This is a genomic window from Mesorhizobium ciceri biovar biserrulae WSM1271, assembly GCF_000185905.1.
Taxonomy (GTDB): Bacteria; Pseudomonadota; Alphaproteobacteria; order Rhizobiales; family Rhizobiaceae; genus Mesorhizobium; species Mesorhizobium ciceri.
The window spans coordinates 3,399,867-3,422,094 of sequence record NC_014923.1 but is presented as its reverse complement, the minus strand read 5'-3'; the positions used below and the strand labels follow the sequence as shown (position 1 = coordinate 3,422,094).

At 65.2% G+C, this 22,228-nt stretch carries 25 protein-coding genes and 1 tRNA gene; 16 read left to right on the top strand and 10 right to left on the bottom strand.

All coding sequences use genetic code 11. The features are described 5' to 3' along the window. Position 1 precedes the first annotated feature (1 nt). The 3 genes from MESCI_RS16505 to MESCI_RS16495 are packed head-to-tail and all read left to right on the top strand — an operon-like array spanning position 2 to position 2,150. Positions 2–634 carry a precorrin-8X methylmutase gene (locus tag MESCI_RS16505; RefSeq protein ID WP_013531084.1) on the top strand — a complete coding sequence of 211 codons (633 nt, stop codon included), beginning with the start codon at positions 2–4 and terminating at the stop codon, positions 632–634. Beyond that, positions 631–1,389: a precorrin-2 C(20)-methyltransferase gene (locus tag MESCI_RS16500; RefSeq protein WP_013531083.1), complete on the top strand. Its 759-nt coding sequence runs from the start codon at positions 631–633 to the stop codon at positions 1,387–1,389. The genes MESCI_RS16505 and MESCI_RS16500 overlap by 4 nt, the downstream gene beginning before the upstream one ends. Then, a complete protein-coding gene (locus tag MESCI_RS16495) occupies positions 1,386–2,150 on the top strand; it encodes a precorrin-3B C(17)-methyltransferase (protein WP_013531082.1) in 765 nt (254 codons plus the stop codon). The genes MESCI_RS16500 and MESCI_RS16495 overlap by 4 nt, the downstream gene beginning before the upstream one ends. On the opposite strand, the gene MESCI_RS16490 is transcribed toward MESCI_RS16495, so the two are convergent. Beyond that, a complete protein-coding gene (locus MESCI_RS16490) occupies positions 2,114–2,890 on the bottom strand; it encodes a cobalt-precorrin-6A reductase (protein ID WP_013531081.1) in 777 nt (258 codons plus the stop codon). The genes MESCI_RS16495 and MESCI_RS16490 overlap by 37 nt on opposite strands. Position 2,891: 1 nt before the next feature. Between MESCI_RS16490 and MESCI_RS16485 the strand changes: the two genes are divergently transcribed. The 7 genes from MESCI_RS16485 to cobT are packed head-to-tail and all read left to right on the top strand — an operon-like array spanning position 2,892 to position 9,233. Continuing rightward, on the top strand, positions 2,892–4,121 hold the full coding sequence (locus tag MESCI_RS16485) for a bifunctional cobalt-precorrin-7 (C(5))-methyltransferase/cobalt-precorrin-6B (C(15))-methyltransferase (RefSeq protein WP_013531080.1): 1,230 nt from the start codon (positions 2,892–2,894) through the stop codon (positions 4,119–4,121). After that, positions 4,118–4,504 carry a cobalamin biosynthesis protein gene (locus MESCI_RS16480; RefSeq protein WP_013531079.1) on the top strand — a complete coding sequence of 129 codons (387 nt, stop codon included), beginning with the start codon at positions 4,118–4,120 and terminating at the stop codon, positions 4,502–4,504. The genes MESCI_RS16485 and MESCI_RS16480 overlap by 4 nt, the downstream gene beginning before the upstream one ends. Continuing rightward, positions 4,501–5,265, top strand: coding sequence for a precorrin-4 C(11)-methyltransferase (cobM, locus tag MESCI_RS16475; RefSeq protein WP_013531078.1), 765 nt, complete (start codon positions 4,501–4,503; stop codon positions 5,263–5,265). Before MESCI_RS16480 ends, cobM begins: the two co-directional genes overlap by 4 nt. Beyond that, positions 5,262–6,080, top strand: coding sequence for a uroporphyrinogen-III C-methyltransferase (cobA, locus tag MESCI_RS16470; RefSeq protein WP_013531077.1), 819 nt, complete (start codon positions 5,262–5,264; stop codon positions 6,078–6,080). Before cobM ends, cobA begins: the two co-directional genes overlap by 4 nt. Further along, the gene (locus MESCI_RS16465) at positions 6,077–7,390 is read left to right on the top strand and encodes a cobyrinic acid a,c-diamide synthase CobB (protein ID WP_013531076.1); all 1,314 of its coding nucleotides are present in this window, start codon (positions 6,077–6,079) and stop codon (positions 7,388–7,390) included. The genes cobA and MESCI_RS16465 overlap by 4 nt, the downstream gene beginning before the upstream one ends. A 3-nt stretch (positions 7,391–7,393) precedes the next feature. Further along, positions 7,394–8,170, top strand: a complete 777-nt coding sequence (gene cobS / locus MESCI_RS16460) for an adenosylcobinamide-GDP ribazoletransferase (RefSeq protein ID WP_013531075.1) — start codon at positions 7,394–7,396, stop codon at positions 8,168–8,170. Between the two features lie 52 nt (positions 8,171–8,222). Beyond that, complete coding sequence (gene cobT / locus MESCI_RS16455; protein WP_013531074.1) at positions 8,223–9,233, top strand: nicotinate-nucleotide--dimethylbenzimidazole phosphoribosyltransferase; 1,011 nt, start codon at positions 8,223–8,225, stop codon at positions 9,231–9,233. Between the two features lie 464 nt (positions 9,234–9,697). Here the strand turns inward: cobT and MESCI_RS16450 are convergent. Together MESCI_RS16450 and MESCI_RS16445 are read right to left on the bottom strand one after the other, a co-directional pair. Beyond that, positions 9,698–9,773: transfer RNA gene (locus MESCI_RS16450), tRNA-Lys, on the bottom strand. A gap of 106 nt (positions 9,774–9,879) precedes the next feature. Further along, positions 9,880–10,788, bottom strand: coding sequence for a PhzF family phenazine biosynthesis protein (locus MESCI_RS16445; RefSeq protein WP_013531073.1), 909 nt, complete (start codon positions 10,786–10,788; stop codon positions 9,880–9,882). Between the two features lie 101 nt (positions 10,789–10,889). Here MESCI_RS16445 and MESCI_RS16440 point away from each other — a divergent pair, with 101 nt between their 5' ends. The 4 genes from MESCI_RS16440 to MESCI_RS16425 all read left to right on the top strand — a co-directional run bounded on the left by MESCI_RS16440 (position 10,890) and on the right by MESCI_RS16425 (position 14,488). Further along, the gene (locus MESCI_RS16440; protein ID WP_013531072.1) at positions 10,890–12,182 is read left to right on the top strand and encodes an efflux RND transporter periplasmic adaptor subunit; all 1,293 of its coding nucleotides are present in this window, start codon (positions 10,890–10,892) and stop codon (positions 12,180–12,182) included. A gap of 4 nt (positions 12,183–12,186) precedes the next feature. Next, entirely contained in the window at positions 12,187–12,900 is a 714-nt protein-coding gene (locus tag MESCI_RS16435) for an ABC transporter ATP-binding protein (RefSeq protein ID WP_013531071.1), read from the top strand. Next, positions 12,897–14,114 carry an ABC transporter permease gene (locus MESCI_RS16430; protein WP_013531070.1) on the top strand — a complete coding sequence of 406 codons (1,218 nt, stop codon included), beginning with the start codon at positions 12,897–12,899 and terminating at the stop codon, positions 14,112–14,114. Before MESCI_RS16435 ends, MESCI_RS16430 begins: the two co-directional genes overlap by 4 nt. Positions 14,115–14,245: 131 nt before the next feature. Continuing rightward, complete coding sequence (locus MESCI_RS16425; RefSeq protein ID WP_013531069.1) at positions 14,246–14,488, top strand: hypothetical protein; 243 nt, start codon at positions 14,246–14,248, stop codon at positions 14,486–14,488. On the opposite strand, the gene MESCI_RS16420 is transcribed toward MESCI_RS16425, so the two are convergent. Continuing rightward, positions 14,485–15,201 carry a hypothetical protein gene (locus MESCI_RS16420; RefSeq protein WP_013531068.1) on the bottom strand — a complete coding sequence of 239 codons (717 nt, stop codon included), beginning with the start codon at positions 15,199–15,201 and terminating at the stop codon, positions 14,485–14,487. The two genes, MESCI_RS16425 and MESCI_RS16420, sit on opposite strands and share 4 nt — an antisense overlap. Positions 15,202–15,204: 3 nt before the next feature. Further along, positions 15,205–16,317, bottom strand: coding sequence for an endonuclease/exonuclease/phosphatase family protein (locus tag MESCI_RS16415; protein WP_013531067.1), 1,113 nt, complete (start codon positions 16,315–16,317; stop codon positions 15,205–15,207). 189 nt (positions 16,318–16,506) lie between these two features. Here MESCI_RS16415 and MESCI_RS16410 point away from each other — a divergent pair, with 189 nt between their 5' ends. After that, entirely contained in the window at positions 16,507–17,073 is a 567-nt protein-coding gene (locus MESCI_RS16410) for a BA14K family protein (RefSeq protein WP_013531066.1), read from the top strand. A gap of 107 nt (positions 17,074–17,180) precedes the next feature. On the opposite strand, the gene ilvC is transcribed toward MESCI_RS16410, so the two are convergent. From ilvC to MESCI_RS16395, 3 genes are all read right to left on the bottom strand, one after another. Then, positions 17,181–18,200 (bottom strand): ketol-acid reductoisomerase, encoded by a 1,020-nt coding sequence (gene ilvC / locus MESCI_RS16405; protein ID WP_013531065.1) that lies wholly within the window; start codon positions 18,198–18,200, stop codon positions 17,181–17,183. 100 nt (positions 18,201–18,300) lie between these two features. Next, on the bottom strand, positions 18,301–19,014 hold the full coding sequence (locus tag MESCI_RS16400; RefSeq protein ID WP_244514306.1) for a TetR/AcrR family transcriptional regulator: 714 nt from the start codon (positions 19,012–19,014) through the stop codon (positions 18,301–18,303). A gap of 117 nt (positions 19,015–19,131) precedes the next feature. Further along, a complete protein-coding gene (locus tag MESCI_RS16395; RefSeq protein ID WP_013531063.1) occupies positions 19,132–19,590 on the bottom strand; it encodes a MarR family winged helix-turn-helix transcriptional regulator in 459 nt (152 codons plus the stop codon). A gap of 79 nt (positions 19,591–19,669) precedes the next feature. Between MESCI_RS16395 and MESCI_RS16390 the strand changes: the two genes are divergently transcribed. After that, on the top strand, positions 19,670–20,416 hold the full coding sequence (locus MESCI_RS16390; RefSeq protein WP_013531062.1) for a glutathione S-transferase family protein: 747 nt from the start codon (positions 19,670–19,672) through the stop codon (positions 20,414–20,416). On the opposite strand, the gene MESCI_RS16385 is transcribed toward MESCI_RS16390, so the two are convergent. Further along, positions 20,364–21,659, bottom strand: coding sequence for an FAD-dependent oxidoreductase (locus MESCI_RS16385; RefSeq protein ID WP_013531061.1), 1,296 nt, complete (start codon positions 21,657–21,659; stop codon positions 20,364–20,366). The genes MESCI_RS16390 and MESCI_RS16385 overlap by 53 nt on opposite strands. A 44-nt stretch (positions 21,660–21,703) precedes the next feature. Further along, complete coding sequence (locus MESCI_RS16380) at positions 21,704–22,114, bottom strand: winged helix-turn-helix transcriptional regulator (protein WP_013531060.1); 411 nt, start codon at positions 22,112–22,114, stop codon at positions 21,704–21,706. Positions 22,115–22,228 lie beyond the last annotated feature (114 nt).

Sequence of the window (22,228 nt, the reverse complement as noted above, 5' to 3'; positions counted from 1 at the left end):
CATGGCCGCCTACGACTACATCCATGACGGCACGGCGATCTACGAGCGCTCCTTCGCCATCATCCGCGCCGAGGCCGATCTGTCGCGCTTCTCCGAAGCCGAGGCCGATGTCGCCATTCGCATGATCCATGCCTGCGGCCAGGTCGAAGCTTCAAGTCATTTTGTGTTCTCCACCGATTTCGTTGCCGCCGCCCGCACCGCTTTGGCGGCCGGCGCGCCGATCTTCTGCGACGCGGAAATGGTCTCGCATGGCGTCACCCGCGCCAGGCTGCCGGCGGGCAACGAGGTGATCTGCACCTTGCGCGACCCGCGTACGCACGACATTGCCAGGCAAATCGGCAACACCCGTTCGGCGGCCGCCATCGACCTCTGGGGCGAGCGCATGGCCGGCTCTGTGGTTGCCATCGGCAATGCGCCGACCGCGCTATTCTATCTCCTGGAAAAACTGCGCGATGGCGCACCGAAGCCGGCGGCCATCATCGGCATGCCGGTCGGTTTCGTCGGTGCGGCCGAATCCAAGGATGCGCTGGCCGAGAACTCCTATGGCGTTCCCTACGCCATCGTGCGTGGCCGGCTTGGCGGCAGTGCCATGACCGCCGCCGCGCTCAATTCATTGGCGAGGCCTGGCCTGTGAACGCCTTTCTCAAAGGCCGCCTCGTTGGCGTCGGCACCGGTCCTGGCGACCCCGAACTGCTGACCCTAAAAGCCGCCCGCATCCTGGCCGAGGCCGATGTCGTGGCCTATTTCGCCAAGCGCGGCAACAACAGCAACGCCCGCGCCATCGTCGAAGCGCAGTTCCGGCCCGAAATGACGGAATTGCCGCTGCTCTATCCCGTCACAACCGAAATCGCCAGGGATCACGACGACTACCGCTCGCAGATCACGGCTTTCTACGAGGAGTCGGCCGAGAAGGTCGCCGAGCACCTCGAAGCCGGCAGAATGGTTGCGGTGCTGTCAGAGGGCGACCCGCTGTTCTACGGCTCTTACATGCATCTGCATGTGCGCCTCGCCCATCGTTTTCCGACCGAAGTCATCCCCGGCGTCACCGCCATGTCCGGCTGCTGGTCGCAGACCGGTATTCCGATCGTCCAGGGCGACGACGTGCTCACCGTGCTGCCGGGCACGATGAGCGAATTCGAGCTCACCCGCCGGCTGGCCGACACCGATGCCGCCGTCATCATGAAGGTTGGCCGCAACCTGCCCAAGATCAGGCGGGCGCTGGAGGCTACGGCCAAGCTGTCGCGCGCCGTCTATGTAGAGCGCGGCACCATGGCCGGCAGCGTCTCGATGAAGCTTGCCGACAAAAAGGACGACAAGGCGCCCTACTTCGCCATCGTGCTGGTCGCCGGCTGGTCCGGCCGCCCCGGCGCCGTGGGAGCGCAGGTATGAGTGGCCGTCTCACCGTCATCGGCCTTGGGCCCGGCAATGCCGATCAGGTCACCCCGGAGGCCAGCCGCGCTGTCGCCGAGGCGAAATTCTTTTACGGCTACAAGCCCTATCTCGATCGGCTGGACCTGCGCCCGGACCAGACCCGCGTCGCTTCCGACAACCGCGAGGAACTCGCCCGCTCCAAGGACGCATTGAGCAAGGCCGCAGAGGGCCATGACGTCGCCGTGGTCTCCGGCGGCGATCCCGGCGTGTTCGCCATGGCGGCGGCCGTCTGCGAGGCGATCGAGGCCGGTCCGGTCGAATGGCGCGCGGTCGATGTCGCCGTGGTGCCCGGCATCACCGCCATGCTTGCGGTTGCCGCCCGCATCGGGGCGCCGCTCGGCCATGATTTCTGCGCCATCTCGCTCTCCGACAATCTAAAGCCATGGGAATTGATCGAACTGCGCCTGCTGGCGGCGGCCGGTGCCGGCTTCGTCATCGCGCTTTATAACCCGATCAGCAAGGCCCGCCCCTGGCAACTCGGCCGCGCCTTCGAGTGCCTGACCGCCATCCTGCCGGGCACCACGCCGGTAATCTTCGGCCGCGCCGCCGGTCGCCCGGACGAGCGTATCGAGGTCTGCCTGCTGGCCGATGTCGAGGCTGAAAAGGCGGACATGGCGACCTGCATCATCATCGGCTCGCCGGAAACCAGGATTATCAAGCGCACGGAGAAGCCGGCGCTGGTCTACACGCCGCGCTCGTCCACGGGACGGACAAAATGATCGACCCCAAATCGATCGACAATGGCGGCCAGCGCTTCGACGGTTTCAGCCGAGGGCACGTCCGGCAGATCAGGCCTGCGGATCATGACCACCTCGATGCCAAGCGCCCGCGCCGAGGCGATCTTGCCAAAGGTCGCCTCGCCGCCGCTGTTCTTGGACACCACGACATCGATGCGGTGCCTTTCGAGCAGCGCGCGTTCCTCCGCGTCGCGAAACGGGCCACGGGCCAACAGATATTCGGCGTCGGGCACGGCCAGCTTCGGCTCGACCGGATCGACACTGCGAATGAGATAGTGGTGCTGGGGCGCTGCTTCGAAAGCCGCAACCTCTTGCCGGCCCAGTGCCAGAAAAACGCGGCGCGGCGCCGGTCCAAGCGCTTGCGCGGCATCGCCGACCGTACCGACCAACGTCCAGCGGTCGCCTTCGACAGGCTCCCAGCCGGGACGCCGCAGGGCAAGGATCGGCACGCCGGCCATGCGCGCGGCTTGTGCGGCATTGGCGGAGATTTGCGCCGCATAGGGATGCGTGGCGTCGATCAGCAGATCGGTGGCCGTTTCCGTGAGGTAAGCGGCCAGCCCGTCGGCGCCGCCAAAGCCTCCGCTTCGCACCGGCACGCCTTGCGCGACCGGGCTTTCGGTGCGGCCGGCCAGCGACAGTGTGACCGAGGCACACGCCGCCAGTTTTCCGGCCAGTTGCCGCGCTTCGGTGGTGCCGCCGAGGATCAGGATACGGTGGGTCATCATGCCTGCTGAGCGTCAATCGCGAGCCGCCTGGCTGACAGTCGTCGGCATCGGCGAGGACGGTTTAGCGGGTCTCGGCGACGAGGCCAAGCAGCGGATTGCCCAGGCTGAGATCATCTTCGGCGGCAAGCGGCACCTCGCCCTTGTCGCTTCCTTCGCCAAGGGCGAGCCGCGCCCATGGCCGGTTCCCTTCGATGCCGAGATGGCTGACGTGCTGGCGCTCGCCGGCAGGAACGTCTGTGTGCTCGCGTCCGGCGATCCGTTCTTCCATGGCGTCGGCGCCACGCTCGCCCGCAAGGTCAAGGCGCAAGAGATGCACGTTATCCCCGCGCCTTCAGCCGTTTCACTGGCGGCCGCCCGGCTCGGCTGGGCGCTGCAGGATATCGAAACCGTCTCGCTGCACGGCCGGCCGCTCGACCTGATCCGGCCGCTGCTGCAGCCAGGCGCGCGCATCCTGGTGCTGACCTCGGATGCAGAGGCCCCCGCGGCGATTGCCCGCCTGCTCGCGGAACTCGACTTCGGCGCATCGCGGCTGACGATCCTGGAGGCGTTGGGTGGGCCAAGCGAGACCCAGCGCTCGGTCCGCGCCGATGCCTTCGACCTCGAAAACCTCAATCCGCTCAACGTGCTGGCGGTCGAAGTTGAATCCGGTCCGGACGCGCGCGTGCTGCCGCTCACATCAGGCCTTGCCGATCACCTGTTCGACCATGACGGCCAGATCACCAAGCGCGAAATCCGCGCGATCACCCTGTCGGCGCTGGCGCCGCGGCGCGGCGAGTTGCTGTGGGACATCGGCGCCGGCTCCGGTTCCATCGGCATAGAATGGATGCTGGCCCACCCTTCCATGCGCACTTTTGCCATCGAGGCCGATCCGGTGCGCGCTGCCCGTATTGGTCGCAACGCCGCTGCCTGTGGCGTTCCCGGCCTTGTCGTGGTCGAAGGCAGCGCGCCGAAGGCGCTTGCCAGACTGGACACGCCAGACGCGATCTTCATCGGCGGTGGTGGCAGCGATGCCGGTGTCTTGAAAGCTGCCATCAAGGCCCTGCACACTGGCGGCCGTCTCGTCGCCAACGCGGTGACGCTGGAGATGGAAGCCCTGCTTCTTGCCCAGCATACGAAGCTCGGCGGCGATCTCACGCGTATAAACATCTCGCGGGCCTCGCCGGTCGGCTCGATGCAGGCCTGGCGGCCGGCCATGCCAGTGACGCAATGGAGCTGGATGAAGCCATGATGGTCGCAGGCATAGGCTGCCGAAAGGGCGTGGGCGTCGAAGAGGTGCTTGCGGCGATCGAAACGGCGCTGGAGGCGCATGGGTTGGCGATGACGGCGCTGTCGGCACTGGCGACTGCCGCGTTCAAGAAGGATGAAGAAGCGATCGCCGCCGCTGGCCGCACGCTGAGTCTTCCCGTCATCGTCGTCGACGACTCAGCACTTCAAGCTGCCTCGTCGGATACGCTCAGCCATTCCGATCTCTCGCAGGATGTTGCCGGCACACCATCGGTCTCCGAGGCGTCCGCCCTCGCCGTGGCCGGCACAGGCGCAAAACTGCTTGGCCCCCGCACCGTGCTCGGCCCGGTCACCTGCGCCATCGCCATCAGCGGAGATGCGCCATGACCGTTCATTTCATCGGCGCCGGTCCAGGTGCGGCCGACCTCATCACGCTGCGCGGCGCAAGGCTTTTGGCAAACTGCCCGGTTTGCCTGCATGCCGGCTCGATCGTCGCGCCCGAATTGCTGCAGCACTGCGCGCCGGGGACAAAGCTGGTCGACACCGCGCCGATGTCGCTCGACGAGATCGAGGCCGCCTATCTCGAGGCGCACAAATCAGGCCAGGATGTCGCCCGGCTGCATTCCGGTGACCTGTCGGTATGGAGCGCGGTCGCCGAGCAGATCCGCCGGCTGGAAAAGCACGGCATCCCTTATACGCTGACGCCGGGCGTCCCCTCCTTCGCCGCTGCCGCCGCCGCATTGCGCCGCGAGCTGACCATTCCCGAAGTGGCGCAAAGCCTGGTGCTGACCCGCATTTCCGGGCGCGCCTCAAAAATGCCGCCCGGCGAGACGCTGGCCGGTTTTGGCCGCACCGGCGCCACGCTTGCCATTCATCTGGCCATCCACGCCATCGACCGCGTCGTCGCCGAACTGACGCCGCACTATGGCGGCGGTTGCCCGGTGGCGGTCGTCTTCCGCGCTTCCTGGCCGGACGAGCGCGTGCTGACCGGCACGCTGGCGACGATCGAGGCACAGCTCGCCGCCGATCCGATGGAGCGCACGGCGATCATCTTCGTCGGCCGCTCGCTGGCGGCGCGAGGTTTTGGCGAGAGTTCATTATACGACGCCCATTATCAGCGGCGTTTTCGCGGACGGGACGGATTGTGAGCGGCAGCACCAAAAACACCGGCGAAAACGCCACGCTCGAAAAAGCCTTGTCCCGGCTGAACTTCAAGCCGCGCCGGCTCGAGCCGGGCCATGTCTGGCTGGCCGGCGCCGGCCCTGGCGCCCCCGGCTGCCTGACGCTCGAAGTGCTGGCGGCTTTGGCCGAGGCGGATGCGCTGGTCTACGACGCACTGGTGTCCCCTGACATTGTCGCAGTTGCCGAAAAAGCCGAGCTTTTCTTTGCCGGCAAGCGCGGCGGCAAACCGTCGATGAAACAGGACGACATCACCGCCCTGCTGGTCCGGCTCGCACGCGAAGGCCGCCGCGTCGTCAGGCTGAAGGGCGGCGATCCCTATATTTTCGGCCGTGGCGGCGAAGAAGCTCTGGCGCTGGCGCGGGAAAACATCCCGTTCCGCGTACTGCCCGGCCTGACCTCGGGCCTCAGTGCGCTGGCCGCGACCGGCATCCCCGCCACCATGCGCGGCATCAACAAGGCGGTGATCCTGGCAACCGGCCACGCCGCCGGCACCGATGACGATCTCGACTGGGCGGCGATCGCCCGCACCGGCCAGCCTGTCGTCGTCTATATGGGCATGGCCAACCTGCCCTTGATATCAGCCGCCCTTCTCGATGGCGGGCTGGCGCCGTCGACACCGGCGGCTGTGATCGTCGCCGCGACGACGCCGCAGGAGCGAACCGTCGTCGCCACGCTCGCCACCATTGCCGAGGAAGCAGCGGCCGCCGGTCTGGCCTCGCCGGCGCTGATCGTCGTTGGCGGCATCGTTGCCATGCGCGCGGCCCTGGCGGGGCAAGCATGACGGCCCGCGCCATCATCATCGGCGCGCCGCGCTCCGGCTCCGGCAAGACCAGCGTCACCATCGGCATCCTGCGCGCGCTGACCCGGCGCGGCTTGAAAGTGCGCGGCGCCAAATCCGGCCCCGACTATATCGACCCCGGCTTCCACACCGCCGCCACGGGGCTGTCCGGCGTCAACCTGGACAGCTGGGCGATGCCGCCATCGCTGCTCAACGCGCTTGCCGCGCAAGCCGCCGATGACACCGATTTCGTCATCCTCGAAAGCGCCATGGGACTGTTCGACGGCATTCCGGCCTCGCCGGGGCGCACCGGCTCGGCCGCCGACCTCGCCCGCCTCTACGGCCTGCCGGTGCTGCTGGTGCTCGACGTCTCCGGCCAGTCGACCACGGCGGCGGCTGTCGCCAAGGGTTTTGCCACCTATGATCCTGACGTGCGCATGGCCGGTGTCGCGCTCAATCGGCTGGGCAGCGAGCGGCACCGCAAGCTGTGCAGCGAGGCCATCGAGGCGATCGGCCTGCCGGTCGTCGGCGCCATCCTGCGCGATCCCACGCTGAACCTGCCCGAGCGGCATCTCGGCCTTGTCCAGGCTGGCGAATATGACGACCTGATGGCGCATCTCGACAGGCTGGCCGACATGGCGGAAAAGTCGCTCGATCTCGATGCGATCATGGCCCTGGCGACGCCCCTCACTCCGGCGCCCGGCGGTTTCGACGACGCGCTGGCGCCGCCGGGCCAACGCATCGCGCTGGCCGAGGATGCCGCCTTCACCTTCCTCTATCCGCATGTCGCCGCCTACTGGCGCAAGGCGGGTGCGGAAATCGTCCCGTTCTCGCCGCTCGTCGACGAAGCGCCCGACGGGACCTGCGACGTTTGCTGGCTGCCGGGCGGCTATCCCGAGCTTCACGCCGGCAAGCTCGCCGCCGCCGCGACTTTCCGCGCCGGCATGGCGCGTTTCGCCGCGACGAAGCCCATCCATGGCGAGTGCGGTGGCTTCATGGTGCTCGGCGAAGCCCTGGAGGACGCGTCGGGCGAAACGCATGCGATGCTCGGCCTGCTCGGCCATGCCACCAGCTTCGCCAGGCGCAAGATGAACCTCGGCTACCGCGAGGCGCGGCTGCGTGCCGATTGTCCGCTGGGTGCACAGGGCGCGCTGATCCGGGGCCACGAATTCCACTATGCGCAGATGACGGCCACCGGCAATGACGAGCCGCTGGCCGACCTTGCCGACGGCCAGGGCAATCCGATCGGCGCCTCGGGCTACCGGCGCGGCCATGTCAGCGGCACCTTCTTCCATGCGATTGCGAGGGGCTAGAGCATGAAATTCGGGAATCTGGCCCTCTCACCACGACAGGTCGTCGACGATATCGCGCTCTGCCTGGTCTTCTTCACCAGGCTGCCGCTGCCAGTCTTCGATTTTCGCGGCCGCAGCCTTGCCGCGGCGATCTGGGCCGCCCCCATCGCCGGTCTCGTCGTCGGCCTGATCGGCGCCATCGTTTTTGCCACGGCGGAACGGTTCGGCCTTGCCATGGGGCCGGCGGCCGCACTTGCCCTTGTGGCAACCCTGCTCACCACCGGCTGCCTGCATGAGGACGGCCTGTCCGACGTCGCCGACGGGTTTGGCGGCGGCAAATCGCGCGACCGCAAACTTGAGATCATGCGCGACAGCCGCATCGGCGCCTATGGCGCGGCGGCGCTGGCTCTGTCGCTGCTGATCCGCTGGAGCGCGCTGTCGGAGTTCGTCGATCCCACACAGGCCCTGTTTGCCCTCCTGGCCGCACACGCGGCCTCGCGCGGCCTGCTTGGCGCCTTCATGCATCTCTTGCCTCCAGCGCGCGTCAACGGCCTCTCGGTCGACGCCGGCACCGTCTCGCAGGAAACCGCCATAGCCGGCGCCTTGCTCGGCGCGATCCCGCTTCTCCTGCTCGGGCTGGGCGGCGCCGTCTTCGCGCTGATCCTGCTTGGCCTGCTGTTTGCCGCCTTCCGCGCCCTTTGCCTCAACCAGATCGATGGCCAGACCGGCGACACGATCGGCGCCTTGCAGCAGGCAAGCGAGATCGCGGTGCTGCTCGTCGCTTCCGTAGCGCTTTCCTGATCCCTTTGGCCTGATTCTCGCGGCCTGATTCCTTTTCGGAGACTTTGCCCCCATGCCCTTCAAGTCCCTTAGTGAATTGCGCGCCGCCTGCCTCGACCTGCCGGCTGGCAGCGATGCCGCGGCCAATGCGGTCGCACGCCGCCAGGACACGCTGACCAAGCCGCAAGGCAGCCTCGGCCGGCTCGAGACCATCGCCGCGTGGCTGGCGCGCTGGCAGGGCCGCGACATGCCGAAACTCGACCGCGTCAAGGTTTTCGTCTTCGCCGGCAACCACGGCGTCACCGCGCAAGGTGTGTCGGCCTATCCCTCGGAAGTCACCGTGCAGATGGTGGCGAATTTCGCTGGCGGCGGTGCCGCCATCAACCAGCTTGCCCGCATAGCCGGCGCCGAACTCGACGTCATCCCGCTCGATCTCGACCATCCGACCGGCGACTTCACCCAAGGTCCGGCAATGGACGAAGCGCCCTTTCTGGCGGCGGTCTCGGCCGGCTATGATGCGGTGACGAAGGATCTGGACCTTATCTGCTTCGGCGAGATGGGTATCGGCAACACGACGCCGGCAGCGGCCGTTTCAGCAGCCCTGTTCGGCGGCGGCGCGGAAAAGTGGACAGGGCGCGGCACCGGCGTCGATGACGCCGGCTTGAAGCGCAAGGTGGTCGCCATCGAAGCCGGCCTGAAGCGCCACGCCGCAGCCCTCGCCGATCCGCTTGGCATTGCTGCCGCACTCGGCGGACGCGAACTGGCCGCCATCTTCGGCGCCACGCTGGCTGCCCGCCATCTCGGCATACCCGTGCTGCTCGACGGCTTCGTCTGCACCGCCGCCGCAGCCCCGCTGGCGAAGCTGCATCCGACCGGCCTCGCCCACACCATCGCAGCCCATGTCTCCGCTGAGTCAGGCCATCGCGGCCTGCTCGAAGCGCTCGGCCTGCCGCCGCTGCTCGATCTCGGCATGCGGCTCGGCGAAGGCTCCGGCGCCTGCCTCGCCGTCAACATCGTCCGCTCGGCGCTGGAGTGCCATGCCCGCATGGCGAGTTTTGCAGAGGCTGGCGTTTCGGAGAAGTAGTTATTCATTCCCCGTATCGGCCGACAAAGATGCCGTTGTCACGACAAAGGAGGCATCTTACCGTAACGGCGATTCTCAAATCGATTTTTGTGGATGAAGAAATTTCATCCTGCCGCAGCTGCGGTGTTATCGCCGGGGCGGTCGCTGTTGTGTTCCGTCACAGCAGCTATTCAAGTCATGGCCCGATCGACACCGGCATTTTCGTTGTCTTCCTGGTCTTCTTCTGGTGGCTCGTCAGCGATTTCTCCGGGGGGAAAAGACGGAATTGGCGCCAACGAAGCTGCAGCCGGGGAAAGGAGCCTTGCTTTTCGATTCGGCCGGTTTCTGAGCCGCATTTTTCAACGCGGCTAAATCGCCACAAGATCCGGATAGCGCGTTTGAAGAATCACGGTCGGACAGCCTTGCCCGAGATGCGCCAAACGCGTCTCGCTTTCAGGGTCTTTCCACCAACTCTTCTAGGAATTTGGTGGGTGCGCACAGGATTGAACTGTGGACCCGCTGATTAAGAGTCAGCTGCTCTACCAACTGAGCTACGCACCCACTCGGCCGGCAAAAACCGGCGTTGGCGGGCATATAGCCGCCACCATCGGTCCTGTCCAGCCCTGCCGGAATCATTTCCCGACAAATCGACCGAGCATGCGTTCGATCAGACGAAAAGCCTGCCTTCCGCCACCTTGATTGCGTTGCCGCCGATGCGCGCCGAGGCCAGTTTTCCGCCTTGCACGGTCAGTTCGAGGCGGATGCGCGATGGCCGGCCCATCTCCAGCCCCTGCTCGATCCACAGCTGTGAAATGCCATCGGTCGGCGCGTCGAAATGCATGATGGCGCCGGCAAAGGCGGCTGCCGCCGAACCGGTCGCCGGATCCTCGTAGGAAGGCGTGCCGGGCACGATCATGCGCACATGGAAGGCGCTTTCGTGGTTCACCGTCTCGCGGCAGTAGACATAGGGGCTGGCGAAGGCCCACTCGCTCTTGCGCGGCGCCAGTTCCGACCATGCCTGGTTGTCCAGCCGGATGCGGCCCGCCGCCTCGAGATTGGCAACCGGGATGGTGACATAGGGCACGCCCGCCGACCAGAACGCGACGCGGTGATTCTCGAAGCCGATCTCATGCGGCGTCAACCCAAGCGCGGCACCGATCGCCTCCGGATCGGCATCGAGCTTCAGCGGCTCCGGCAGCTTGGCCAGGTCGAACTCGGCAAAAGTGTTGCCGTCATGCTTGCTGACGGCGCACCGCACCGGACCGATGTTTTCCTCCAGCACGAAGATGCCGGCGCCGCCCTCTTCCGCCAGTTCGGCCAGCGCGATCGCGGCGCCGACCGTCGGATGGCCGGCGAACGGCATTTCATAGTCGGGCGTGAAGATGCGGATGCGGTTTTTGTGCTTGGGATTGTCCGGCGGCAGGACGAACACCGATTCGGACAGGTTGAATTCGCGCGCGATGGCCTGCATCGCGGCCGTGTCCAATCCCTTGCTATCGAGCACGACGGCCAAAGGATTGCCGGCCAGTCGCTCGGTCGTAAACACATCGTAAAGCAAGTAATTCCGGGTTTTCATTCCTGCCTCAATCCCAACATGGGCGAAATTTAATTTGATATTTGAACCGGTAAGCCTGATCTGTGCACAGATAGGGACATTGCGCATTATAGGGGTCCAGCGTGGACCAGATTGTCAATCTGCCAAAGACGGAATCGGATTCCGCCATCGAGACGGCGCTTGGGCTCGACCAGACAGGCCGGCGCAGATCGCGCCGTCGTGGGTGGCTCTATGCGTTGCTGGCGCTGATCGTGCTCGCCGCCGCGCTTGGCCTCTATCAATGGTATGCGGGCTCGCCGGCCAGGATTGACTACACCACAGTGCCTGCCGCCAAGGCCGACCTCACCGTCGCGGTGTCGGCGACCGGCACGTTGCAGCCACTCACCCAGGTCGATATTTCAAGCGAACTGTCCGGCATCATCCGCTCGGTCTCGGCCGAGGAGAACCAGCAGGTCAAGAAGGGTGACGTGCTGGCGACACTCGACACGGTGAAACTCGAAGTCCAGATCGAGCGCGCCGAAGCTTCGGCCAAGGCCGCCGCCGCCAATGTCGAGGACGCCACGGTTACGCTGGCGGAAAACGAGAAGGCGCTGGTGCGCGCCGCCGAACTGACCAGGCGCGGCATGGCGACCGACCAGTCGCTTGAAGCAGCAACCGCCACGCGCGACCGTTCCAAGGCAGCTCTCGACAGTGCGCAGGCCAACCTCGCCATCGCCCAGGCCGACCTCAAGGCGCAGCAGACCGACCTTGCCAAGAGCACCATCTATGCGCCGATCGACGGCATCGTTTTGACGCGCTCGGTCGATCCCGGCCAGACGGTCGCCTCCTCGCTGCAGGCGCCGGTGCTGTTCATCATCGCCGCCGATCTCAGGAACATGGAACTGGTGGCGGCGGTCGACGAGGCCGACATCGGTGCGGTCAAATCCGGCCAGCATGCCCGCTTCACCGTCGATGCCTTCCCCGAGCGGCCGTTCGATGCCGAGATCCGAGACATCTCCTATGCCTCGGTCACCACTGACGGCGTCGTCACCTACAATGCGCGGCTCGAGGTCGACAACAACGAGCTGCTGCTGCGGCCCGGCATGACCGCCACCGTTTCGGTCGTCACCAAGCAGGCCAAGGACGTGCTCACCGTACCGGCCACCGCCTTCCGCTATCGTCCTGCCCAACAGGCCGCACGCGGCTGGAGCCTCAGCGACCTGTTCACCGGCCGCATGGGCCGCCCCGGCGGCAACCGCCAGCGCCAGGCCGCGACAGCGCCCACCGACGGCTCGCGCACGCTCTACGTGCTGGAGAACGGGCGTCCGCACCCGGTCAACGTCAAGATCGGCTCCACCGACGGCGAACTGACCGAGATCATTTCGGGCCTCAACGAAGGCGCACAGGTCATCACCGCGTCGCAGCAGCGGAGCTGATGCCGTGGCCGCCGGTGCTGCCCTCATCACCTTCGACAAGGTCTGGAAGAGCTATGGCCAGGGCGAGGCCAAGGTGCATGCGCTGGCCGGCGTCGATCTTGCCATCCGGCGTGGCGAATTCGTCGCCATCATGGGGCCGTCCGGCTCCGGCAAGTCGACGGCGATGAACATCATCGGCTGCCTCGACACGCCGACGGCCGGAACCTATTCCTTCATGGGCATCGACGCTGGCCGCCTCGACCGCAACCGCCGCGCCATGCTGCGCAACCTCTATGTCGGCTTCGTCTTCCAGGGTTACAATCTGCTGGCCCGCACCACGGCGGCCGAAAATGTCGAACTGCCGCTGATCTATCGCGGCGTGGCCGCCCGCGAGCGCCGCGACCTTGCCATGCAGGCCCTGGCGGAGGTCGGCCTTGTCGGCCGCGAGCACCACACGCCGGCCGAACTGTCCGGCGGCCAGCAGCAGCGCGTGGCGATCGCGCGCGCCATCGTCACGCGGCCGACGCTGCTCGTCGCCGACGAGCCGACCGGCAACCTCGACACCGCCCGCACGCACGAGATCATGGAGTTGCTGACGCGGCTCAACAAGGAGCTTGGCCTGACCATCGCCATGGTCACCCACGAGGCCGACGTCGCCGACTATGCCGAACGCACCATCCGCTTCCTCGACGGCCACGTCGCCTCCGATTCCAGGAAGCTGGAGATCGCACAACCATGATCTGGGAAACCGTCCGCCTGTCGCTGCGCTCGATCCGCCGCAACGTGCTGCGCTCGTTCCTGACCTTGCTCGGCATCGTCATCGGCGTTGCCGCCGTCATTGCCATGCTCACCATCGGCTCGGGCACCACGCAGAAGGTCAAGGCCGACATCTCCAAGCTCGGCAGCAATCTGCTGGTCGTCCGCTCCGGTCGCCCGGCCGGTCCCGGTGGCCCGGGCGGGCTCGACCAGGTGGTGCGTCCGCTGGCCGAAAAGGAGCTGGCGGCGCTGGTTGCGCATCTGACTGGCGCCCGCGCCATTTCGCCGGCTTCGCAAAAGCAGGTCCGGGTCATCTTCGGCACCGAGAGCCTGACCTCGGGCGTCACCGGCACCGACAGCGCCTATCTCGATGCGCGCGACTGGAAACTGGTGTCGGGCCGCCCGTTCAGCGATTCCGAAACCCGCTCGGGCACAGGCGTGTGCCTGATCGGCGAGACGGTGCGCCAACAATTCTTCGGCGCTGGCGATCCCGAGGGCGAGATCATCCGCGTCAACCGCACCTCCTGCAAGATCATCGGCCTGCTCGAGCCCAAGGGCTATACCGGCTTCGGTCAGGATCAGGACAATGTCGTGCTGATGCCGCTGCACGCCTACCAGCGCCGCATCGCCGGTAACCGCGACATCGACAACATCTACATCGCCGCCGATGACCGCACGCCGACCAGCGAGCTGCAGCCGCGCGTCGAGGACATTCTGCGCGACGCCAGACGCATCACGCCCGATCGTGAAAGCGATTTCGCCATCCGCGACATGACCCAGATCGCCGACGCCATGGCCAGCGCCACAACCACCATGACCGGCATGCTGGGCGCCGTCGCCGGCGTCAGCCTGCTGGTCGGCGGCATCGGCATCATGAACATCATGCTGGTGTCGGTCACCGAACGCACCCGCGAGATCGGCATCAGGCTCGCCATCGGCGCGCATGAAAAGCACATCCTGATCCAGTTCCTGGCCGAGGCGACGGTGCTGTCGCTGCTCGGCGGCATTATCGGCATCCTGATCGGGCTGGCGCTGGCCGGCCTCGCCGCGGTGACGCTGACCATCCCGTTTGCGCCGAGTCCGGCGGTGATCCTGCTCGCCGTCGGCTTTTCCGCCCTGATCGGCATGGTGTTCGGCTTCTTCCCGGCGCTGCGCGGCGCCAGGCTCGACCCGATCGACGCACTTAGGCACGAATAGGGCAACCGGCCGAAACGCGGCCGGCGCTCAGACCGGTTTTGCACAGCCTTAGACGTTTCCACCCTACCCGCCACTGTCGCCGCGCCGTTCATGATGCTAGGGCAATTCACGCTTGGGTGGAGGAATAGCCAATGAGCAAGAAGGCACGACTGATCCTGACGATGGTCGTCATCGAGGCCTTCCTTGCAGGCATCTGGTGGTATCTCGCCCGCTTCGGCATGGCCAATCCCGATCGCGTCACAGCCGATTTTCAGGCAGTCGTCGGCCAGACCATGGGAATGGCGATGGGCGGTTTGCTGGGCATCGGCTTCATCCTGTTCCTCGTCGCCGCCCGCAACGATCGCAACGCGGCACAGAACAAGACGCGCCCTTAACTCCCGTTTGCGAAATGCCACTCGATCAGCGGCTTCATGTGCGGTGACAGGCCGACCGGCAGGTCGGCGGCATGGCGGATGATCACTGGCCCGTCGATCTCCGGCTCGGTTTCGGTGGCGACGAAGGCTGAGATGCGCTGGGCGATCTCGTCTGCGGGCGCCGCCGCGTGGTAGCGGCGGAAGATCACCGTGCCGCTGTTGGTCGACATGGCGTGGTAGCGCTTGCCGCGATGAGCCCCTGACAGGTCGAGGCCGGTTTCCTCGCGCACTTCGCGGATCATGTTGAAATCGACATCGACCAGGCCATCGCGAAAATCGACCGGCTCGAATGAGCCGGCGGCAAAATAGACGCGGCCGGCGTTGACCGTGTGCGGACCCATGCGGATCGCCACCAGCGCATTGTCGGCAGCCACCAGCATGGCATGGGCATAGGCATGCTCGGCGCCCGAATTCTCGCGCCGCTTCCGCCACAGCATGAAAGTCGAATAGTTGACCGCATGGCAGCGGCCGGCGAGACGGTTGTCGCGGTAGGCAAGCTGCGACAGCAGCACCACCATGCCGTCGAACAGCGCCGGATTGGCAGCGATTTCGTGCTGCCAGTTCTCGGCGATCGCCTCTGCATTGTCCCTTGCGAACGGGTGCGGACCGGGATCGAGCCGGACGTCGATGGCGTCGACCGGCAGGATGACGTTGCGTGGCAGGTCGAAACTCATGCGTCAGGTCATGTCCAGCGTGATCGCCACCGGGCAATGGTCCGACGCCTTCGGCCGGTCCCAGCCGGCACGCGGAAAGCGGTCGACCTCCTGCCCCGGCGGAAAAATGGTGCGCCAGGGCTGGCCGTTGCGGATGATGTCGGGAACAGCCGTCGCGTTGCTGGCGGCGAGCCCCTTCGACAGCAGGATGTAGTCGAGCTGGCACAGATGCCGCTCTTCCGGTCCGCGCGTGTGGTAGAAACTCCAGCGGTTCATCTCCGGCCGCCGCTCGACGACGTTTTCGCAGAAGCCGCCGGCCGTCAGCACGTTGATGCAGGACAGGGCTTCGTCGACGACCTCGAAGCGATAGCCGTCGATCGCATCGCCGGCCACCTTCACACGCTGGCGGTAATCGTTCATGTCGCCGCAGATTGCCCAGCGTTTGTCGGCGGCATAGTCCTTGCCGAAGCGCTCCTCGATGATGCGCCGCACGGCCTGCGCCTCCGCGATGCGCACCGGCATCGTCGCCTCGCGCCCGTCGAGCCCGTTGCGCGGCGAACCCATCGACTTGAAATGCACGAGATAGAGCGTCAGCGGCACGCCGCCCACGGTGACGTCGATCTCCAGGCAGTCGCGCCGGAAAATGCGCTCATTGGCCTGATTGCCCAGTGCCTCGAGTTCCGGCGTGTGCAGCCCGAACTGCTCGTAGGTGACATAGGCGTGGCTGGTCATGCGCACGAATTCGATCGGCTGGCCCTGGGCGGTCTCATTGCGCATCATCACGGCAACGTCGATGCCGCGTGAATCATTGCCCGATGTGGTGTATTTCTGCCGGTAGCCCTGCCCCACCATCTTGAACAGATAGCCATATTCGAAGGCCTTCAGCGCCTCGATGTTGTCGACCTCCTGCATGCAGATGATGTCGGCCCGGGTGGCAGCGATTGCCAGCGCCGTCAGCTGGCGCGTGTCGTCGGATTGGGCGATGGCGCGGGCCTGCTCCAGCATCCTGTATTCCGCCTCGCTCTGGATATCGAACAGCGCCAGCGTTCGATCCTCGTTGAGCTGGTTGCGATAGCCGGAATAATCGAACCTGTTCATCAGGTTCTCGACATTGAAGGTGGCAAGGCGCAGCGACATGCCATGACCTTTGCCCGCAAGTGCTTCGGAAAACAAGCGCGCAGGACCACCATCTGAGATCGATTGGTCCTGGGCGCGTTCGCGTCATGGTTGACGGAACCTTTCCGTTCATCCGCCGTTCAGATGCAAACATCCATTGTTGCCCCATTCCTCGGGTGGGCGTGGGGCCTGTAACTCTTGGAGAGTGCAATGAATTCGCTCTTTTCTTCCACGGTCAAATCGGGGCTGCTAGCCCTGGGTATCCTTTCCGGCGTCACGGCACCGTCCGCCGCCGGCCCGATCATGCAACCGGACCTGTCGATTCCCACCAGCACCGCGGCGCCGAATGTCACACCGGTCCGCGACAGCTGGGCGGGCGGCAACAACAACCGTCAGTTCAACAACGACAATTGGAGATGGCGCCGGTCGGGCAATTGGGACGGCGGCCGTCGGCATTGGCACGGCGGCGGCGGTCACTGGAATGGTGGAGACAACTGGCGTTGGCGCCATGGTCGCCATCACTATCGCGGCGGCCGTTACTACGATGATGGCGCGAGTGCCGCGATCCTGGGCCTTGGCCTGGGGCTTGGCCTCGGCAGCATGTACAACAACTACGACTACTATGACCGGCCGGCGCCGCGCCGCTACTACCGCGCGGGACGGCTTTCGAGCGCCCATGTCCAATGGTGCTACAACCGCTACCGGTCGTACCGGGCCTACGACAACACGTTCCAGCCCTACAACGGCCCGCGCCAGCAGTGCTACTCACCCTATTGATGGGCTGGCCCTGTAGCTGAGCTGACCGACAGAATGAAAAAACGGCGCCACGTGGCGCCGTTTCTTGTTCATGGAAGCTGCTATTTTCGAGCGCTTGTGGATTTCGCTCAGTTCTTCGCCTTGTCGACCAGCTTGTTCTTGGAAATCCACGGCATCATCGCGCGCAGCTTGGCGCCGACTTCCTCGATCTGGTGGCTGTCATTGTTGCGGCGGATGCCCTTGAAGCGGGACATGCCGGCGCGGTATTCCTGCATCCATTCCGAGGTGAATTTTCCGGTCTGGATGTCCTTCAGCACGCGCTTCATCTCGGCCTTGGTCTCGGCGGTGATGATGCGCGGACCCGAGACATATTCGCCCCATTCGGCGGTGTTCGAAATCGAGTAGTTCATGTTGGCGATGCCGCCTTCATAGATCAGGTCGACGATCAGCTTGACCTCGTGCAGGCACTCGAAATAGGCCATCTCAGGCGCGTAGCCGGCTTCCACCAGCGTCTCGAAACCGGCCCGGATCAGCTCGACCAGGCCGCCGCACAGCACGACCTGCTCGCCGAACAGATCGGTCTCGCATTCCTCGCGGAAATTGGTCTCGATGATGCCCGAACGGCCGCCGCCGACGCCGCAGGCGTAGGACAGTGCCAGGTCGAGCGCATTGCCCGAGGCATCCTGGTTGACGGCGACCAGGCACGGCACGCCGCCGCCCTTCTGGTATTCGCCGCGCACCGTGTGGCCGGGACCCTTCGGCGCGATCATGACGACGTCGACCGTCGACTTCGGCTCGATCAGGCCGAAATGCACGTTGAGGCCGTGCGCGAAGGCGATCGCGGCACCATCGCGGATGTTCGGGGCGATCTCGTTCTTGTAGATGTCGGCCTGCAGTTCGTCCGGCGTTGCCATCATCATCAGGTCGGCCCATTTGGCCGCGTCCGCCACGCTCATCACCTTGAGACCGTCGGCCTCGACCTTCTTGGCGGTTGCCGAGCCGGCCTTGAGGCCGATTGCGATCTCCTTGGCGCCGGAATCCTTGAGGTTGAGCGCATGCGCCCTGCCCTGGCTGCCATAGCCGATGATGGCGACCTTCTTGCCCTTGATCAGATTGAGATCGGCATCACGATCGTAATAGACACGCATTTTGTCTTCCTTCCCGTTTATAAATCAGAGCATGATGCCGAAAAGTGTGAAGCGGTTTTCGGACGACATCATGCTCTATCTTCTTGATTTAGAGACGGATTCAGATTTCAGGTCGACTTGACCTGAAATCATCCGGCTCTAGGGCCTTGCGGCCGGTTGTTGCTCCATGAAGAGCGAGAAACTGCTGCGTCGCCCGCGCGGCATCGCCGCCGATCGCCGCCTCAGTCAATTCCAGCCGGTCGCCGAGCAGCAGACGGATCTGCACATCGCGGGCGACCAGCCCGAAAAAGGTGCGGAACGCCGTCTCGGCATCCGCGAAATCCAAAAGCCCGGTCCGTCGGCCGGCCTCAAGCACCGGCTTCAGCCGTTTGGCCAGCGCGAAGCGGCCGTTCTCCAGCACCACGGCGCCGAGATTGTCCTTGCCGGAGCCCGCATGGCTGACCGCCACCCGATTGAGCGCGATCGACGTGTCGCTGGAAATCACCTTGAGCCAATCCGAGGCGAAGCGCTCGAGGCTCGCGGTCAGCGAGGCAAGATCGAGCCCCTTGCGGTCGACCGGTGCCACCCGCACTTTAGAGGCCTGCCATTGCACCGTCGCCGTCAGCAGCCCGTCGCGGTCACCGAACCATTTGTAGAGCGTTTCCTTGGAACAGCTGGCGCGGCGCGCCACGGCGGTCATGGTCAGCTGGTCGCCCTCTTCGACCAGCAGCCGCAACGCCGCGTCGAGCACGGCCTTCTGCCGCTCTGTCAGCGCTTCGCTGGTGTCGATGTCAGGCACGATGTGCAACACGCTCTTCTCTCGAAAGGTCGGCATTCCCGATAAGCCGTACCGTACGTTACGGTTCGGCATATTGCGCGATCCGAGGCCGTGCGCAAGAGGACGAGAGCAAAATATCTGCAAAATGGACAGGCGCTGGCGCGACAGGCTCGCTTAATCGCCGGCTGGCGGATGGCGCAACCGTCCAAGCAGTGCCGAGACCATGGTCAGCTCATCCGCCGACAGTTTGGCGCCAACCAGTTCGGCGATCGAGCGTCCGTACACAGCCCACATCTGGCGGCGTATCTCTCGCCCCTTGGCCGCGATGCGGATGGTCTGGCCACGGCCGTCATCGGCCACCGGCAGTTTCTCGACGAGCCCATCGGCCTCGAGCCGGGTCAGCAGGCGCGAAATGTTGTATTGGGCGAACAGCGTGCGCTCGATGAGCTGGAACGGCCGCAACCCGCCCTCGCCCGCCTCGGCAAGCTCATGCAACACGTCGTACCAGGCAAGCGGCGGCAGACCGGCGGCCTTCAATGCCTCTTCGGCGCTCTCCATCAACTGGCGCGATACGCGCATCAGGCGAGCCCAGGCCTTGATGGCTTCGGGCGAAGGCGTGGCTTTCTCGGTCATGGCGCATCCTTAGACGATAGATGCAATTGCATCAAGCTTGACGATCAATGCATATGCATCTACATAGATGCATATGCAGATGAAACACGAAATCTGCAAACGCGCCGACAAGCTCATTCTCGTCAGCCATCATCTCTGCCCCTATGTGCAGCGCGCCGCGATTTCGCTCACCGAAAAGGGCGTGCCGTTCGAACGCGTCGATATCGACCTCGCCAACAAGCCGGACTGGTTCAAGGCGATCTCGCCGCTCGGCAAGGTGCCGCTGCTGCGCGTGCAGCGAAATGGCGAGGAAACGGTGATCTTCGAATCGGCCGTCATCCTGGAATTCCTCGAAGAGACGCAAGCCAATCCCCTCCACCCTGCCGATCCCTATGCCCGCGCCCGGCATCGCGCATGGATCGAGTTCGGTTCGGCAACCCTCAACGCAATCGGTCGGTTCTATTCAACATCGACCGAGGCCGGCTTCCTTGACGAATCCAGCGCGCTATCCGCCATGCTCGACCGTCTCGAAGCCGAGCTGACGGACGAGCCTGGCGGCCCCTGGTTCGCCAGCAAGCACTTTTCGCTGGTCGACGCCGTTTACGGTCCGGTCTTCCGCTATCTCGATGTCTTCGACCGGATCGGTGATTTCGGCATTCTTGACCGTAAGCCCCTCGTCCGCGCCTGGCGCCAGGCTTTGAGTGAACGCCCGTCGATCAGGCAAGCCGTGGCGCCGGACTACCCACAGCGCCTGCATACCTTCCTGCGGGCAAAGGGATCGTACCTTTCCAGCCTCATTGGCCAAAACGATCCGGCCACCGCGCTTCGACCAGTCCTATCCGCTTGAACGGATCGATTACGGTACCCGCCACCATCGAGGCGAGAAACTGCGGCGCCGGCGGGATTTTTGCCACCGTCGCCACCAGCCTGTCGCGGATGAAGGGCAGCGCCACCGAATCCGACTGGTAGAACGGCGTGAATGCCAGCGACAGCGCCTGGAAGATGCGGACATGCCAGCGCCGCGCCCTCGCATAGGCTTCAAGTGCCGCTTCGACACTGTCCGTCCGCGCCAGCGCATGGCTGAGCGCCGCGGCGTCGAGCAGCGCCATATTGGCCCCTTGCCCGAGCTGCGGGCTGGTCGAGTGCGCCGCGTCGCCGATGATGGCCAGCCGCCGCCCAACCGGCCGCTTCATCGTGTGGTGACCATAGCGCGCCAGCGAGAGCTGGTCGAAACTGTCGATCTGGCTGACATACGCCTCGCTCTGCGGCCACAGCCGGATCACCCTCTCCTTCCAGGCATCCAGGCCCCGGACGCGCACCTCATCGGCGTCCGACGGCTTCAGGCTCCAGAAGAATGCCGCCATCCTTTCAGCGCCCGGCTGCGGCCGGCCGATCGGCAGCACGCCGATCATCACGCTCGCTCTGTCGTAGCGTTGCAGCAGCGCGCGCTCATCGAAACCGTCGCCGCGCCAGCCAAGCGAGGCCCAGAACGCGCCATAAGTGAGCGGTCGTGGCTCGCCTGCAGCGCTTGCGCCGCGCAGTTTCGAGCGCGAACCGCTGGCGTCGATGACGAGGTCGAACGGCCCCGCCCTTCGTCCGTTGCCGCAGATCAGCGTCGTCCGTTCGCCCGTCTCCAAGGCCTCGATCTCGACGCCGGTTTCGATGGCGATCGCTTCGCGTTGGGCGGCGCGGAAGAGCACGCCGAACAAGGCCGCCCGGTGCACCGCCAGCCCGAAGCGGCCACCGCGCTGCGCATCGTAGCGGACGTCGAGCACGGTACGGCCTGTGGTGGCATCGGCGCCATGCAGGCGGTCGATGCGGCTGCCCAGCGCCAGCATGTCGTCGAGCAGGCCAAGATCGGCCAGCACCGTCAGCCCTGTCGGCTGCAGGATCAGCCCGGAGCCGACCGGCTTCGGCTCATCGAAGCGTTCAAAGACCGTGACCCGATGCCCGGCGCGCTTGAGATAGAGCGCCATGGCCAGTCCCGCCGGCCCGGCGCCTGCTATTGCGATGTCGTAGGAAATGCCAATGCCCCCACAGCCGAACTGGCCGGGACAATCCTTCAGCAGCCCGGCGAAATCAAGCCGCACCCTGGGGCTTTAGCGGTCGTTCAAGCCTGGGCCTTGGCGGCCGTTCAAGCCTGGGACGCATCAAAATCGGCGCGCGCTGCGCGCACCGCATCATGGTTGAGTTCGGCCCACAGAATCAATTGATGAAAGGCACCGAACATAGAGCGCCCGAGATCGGTCAGGCTGTATTCGACGCTTGGTGGTTTGGTCGGGAACACCTCACGATGCACATAGCCATCGCGCTGAAGATCGTACAGCGTCTGGGTCAGCATGCGTTGCGAAATGTCGGGCACAAGGCGCCGCAACTCGCCGAAGCGATAGGGTTTTTCAGCCAGCGCCATCATCAGCAGCGATCTCCATTTGCCGCTCACCCCTTGAATGACCTCGCGAACCGGACAATTGGCAATATTACCGCCGCCTGAGATGGCCTTATAGACCTCCAACTTCGATTTCAGATTGATGACCTTGCCGTCCATGGCTGGTTCCCTGCGTGTGCCTACCTCCCGAAAAACTGCCTTCTTTACGGCACCAGGTCAATTCCTATTTTAGTGCTGGTCTCTTTTTGAGACTGCCACTCGAACGGCCTTAGC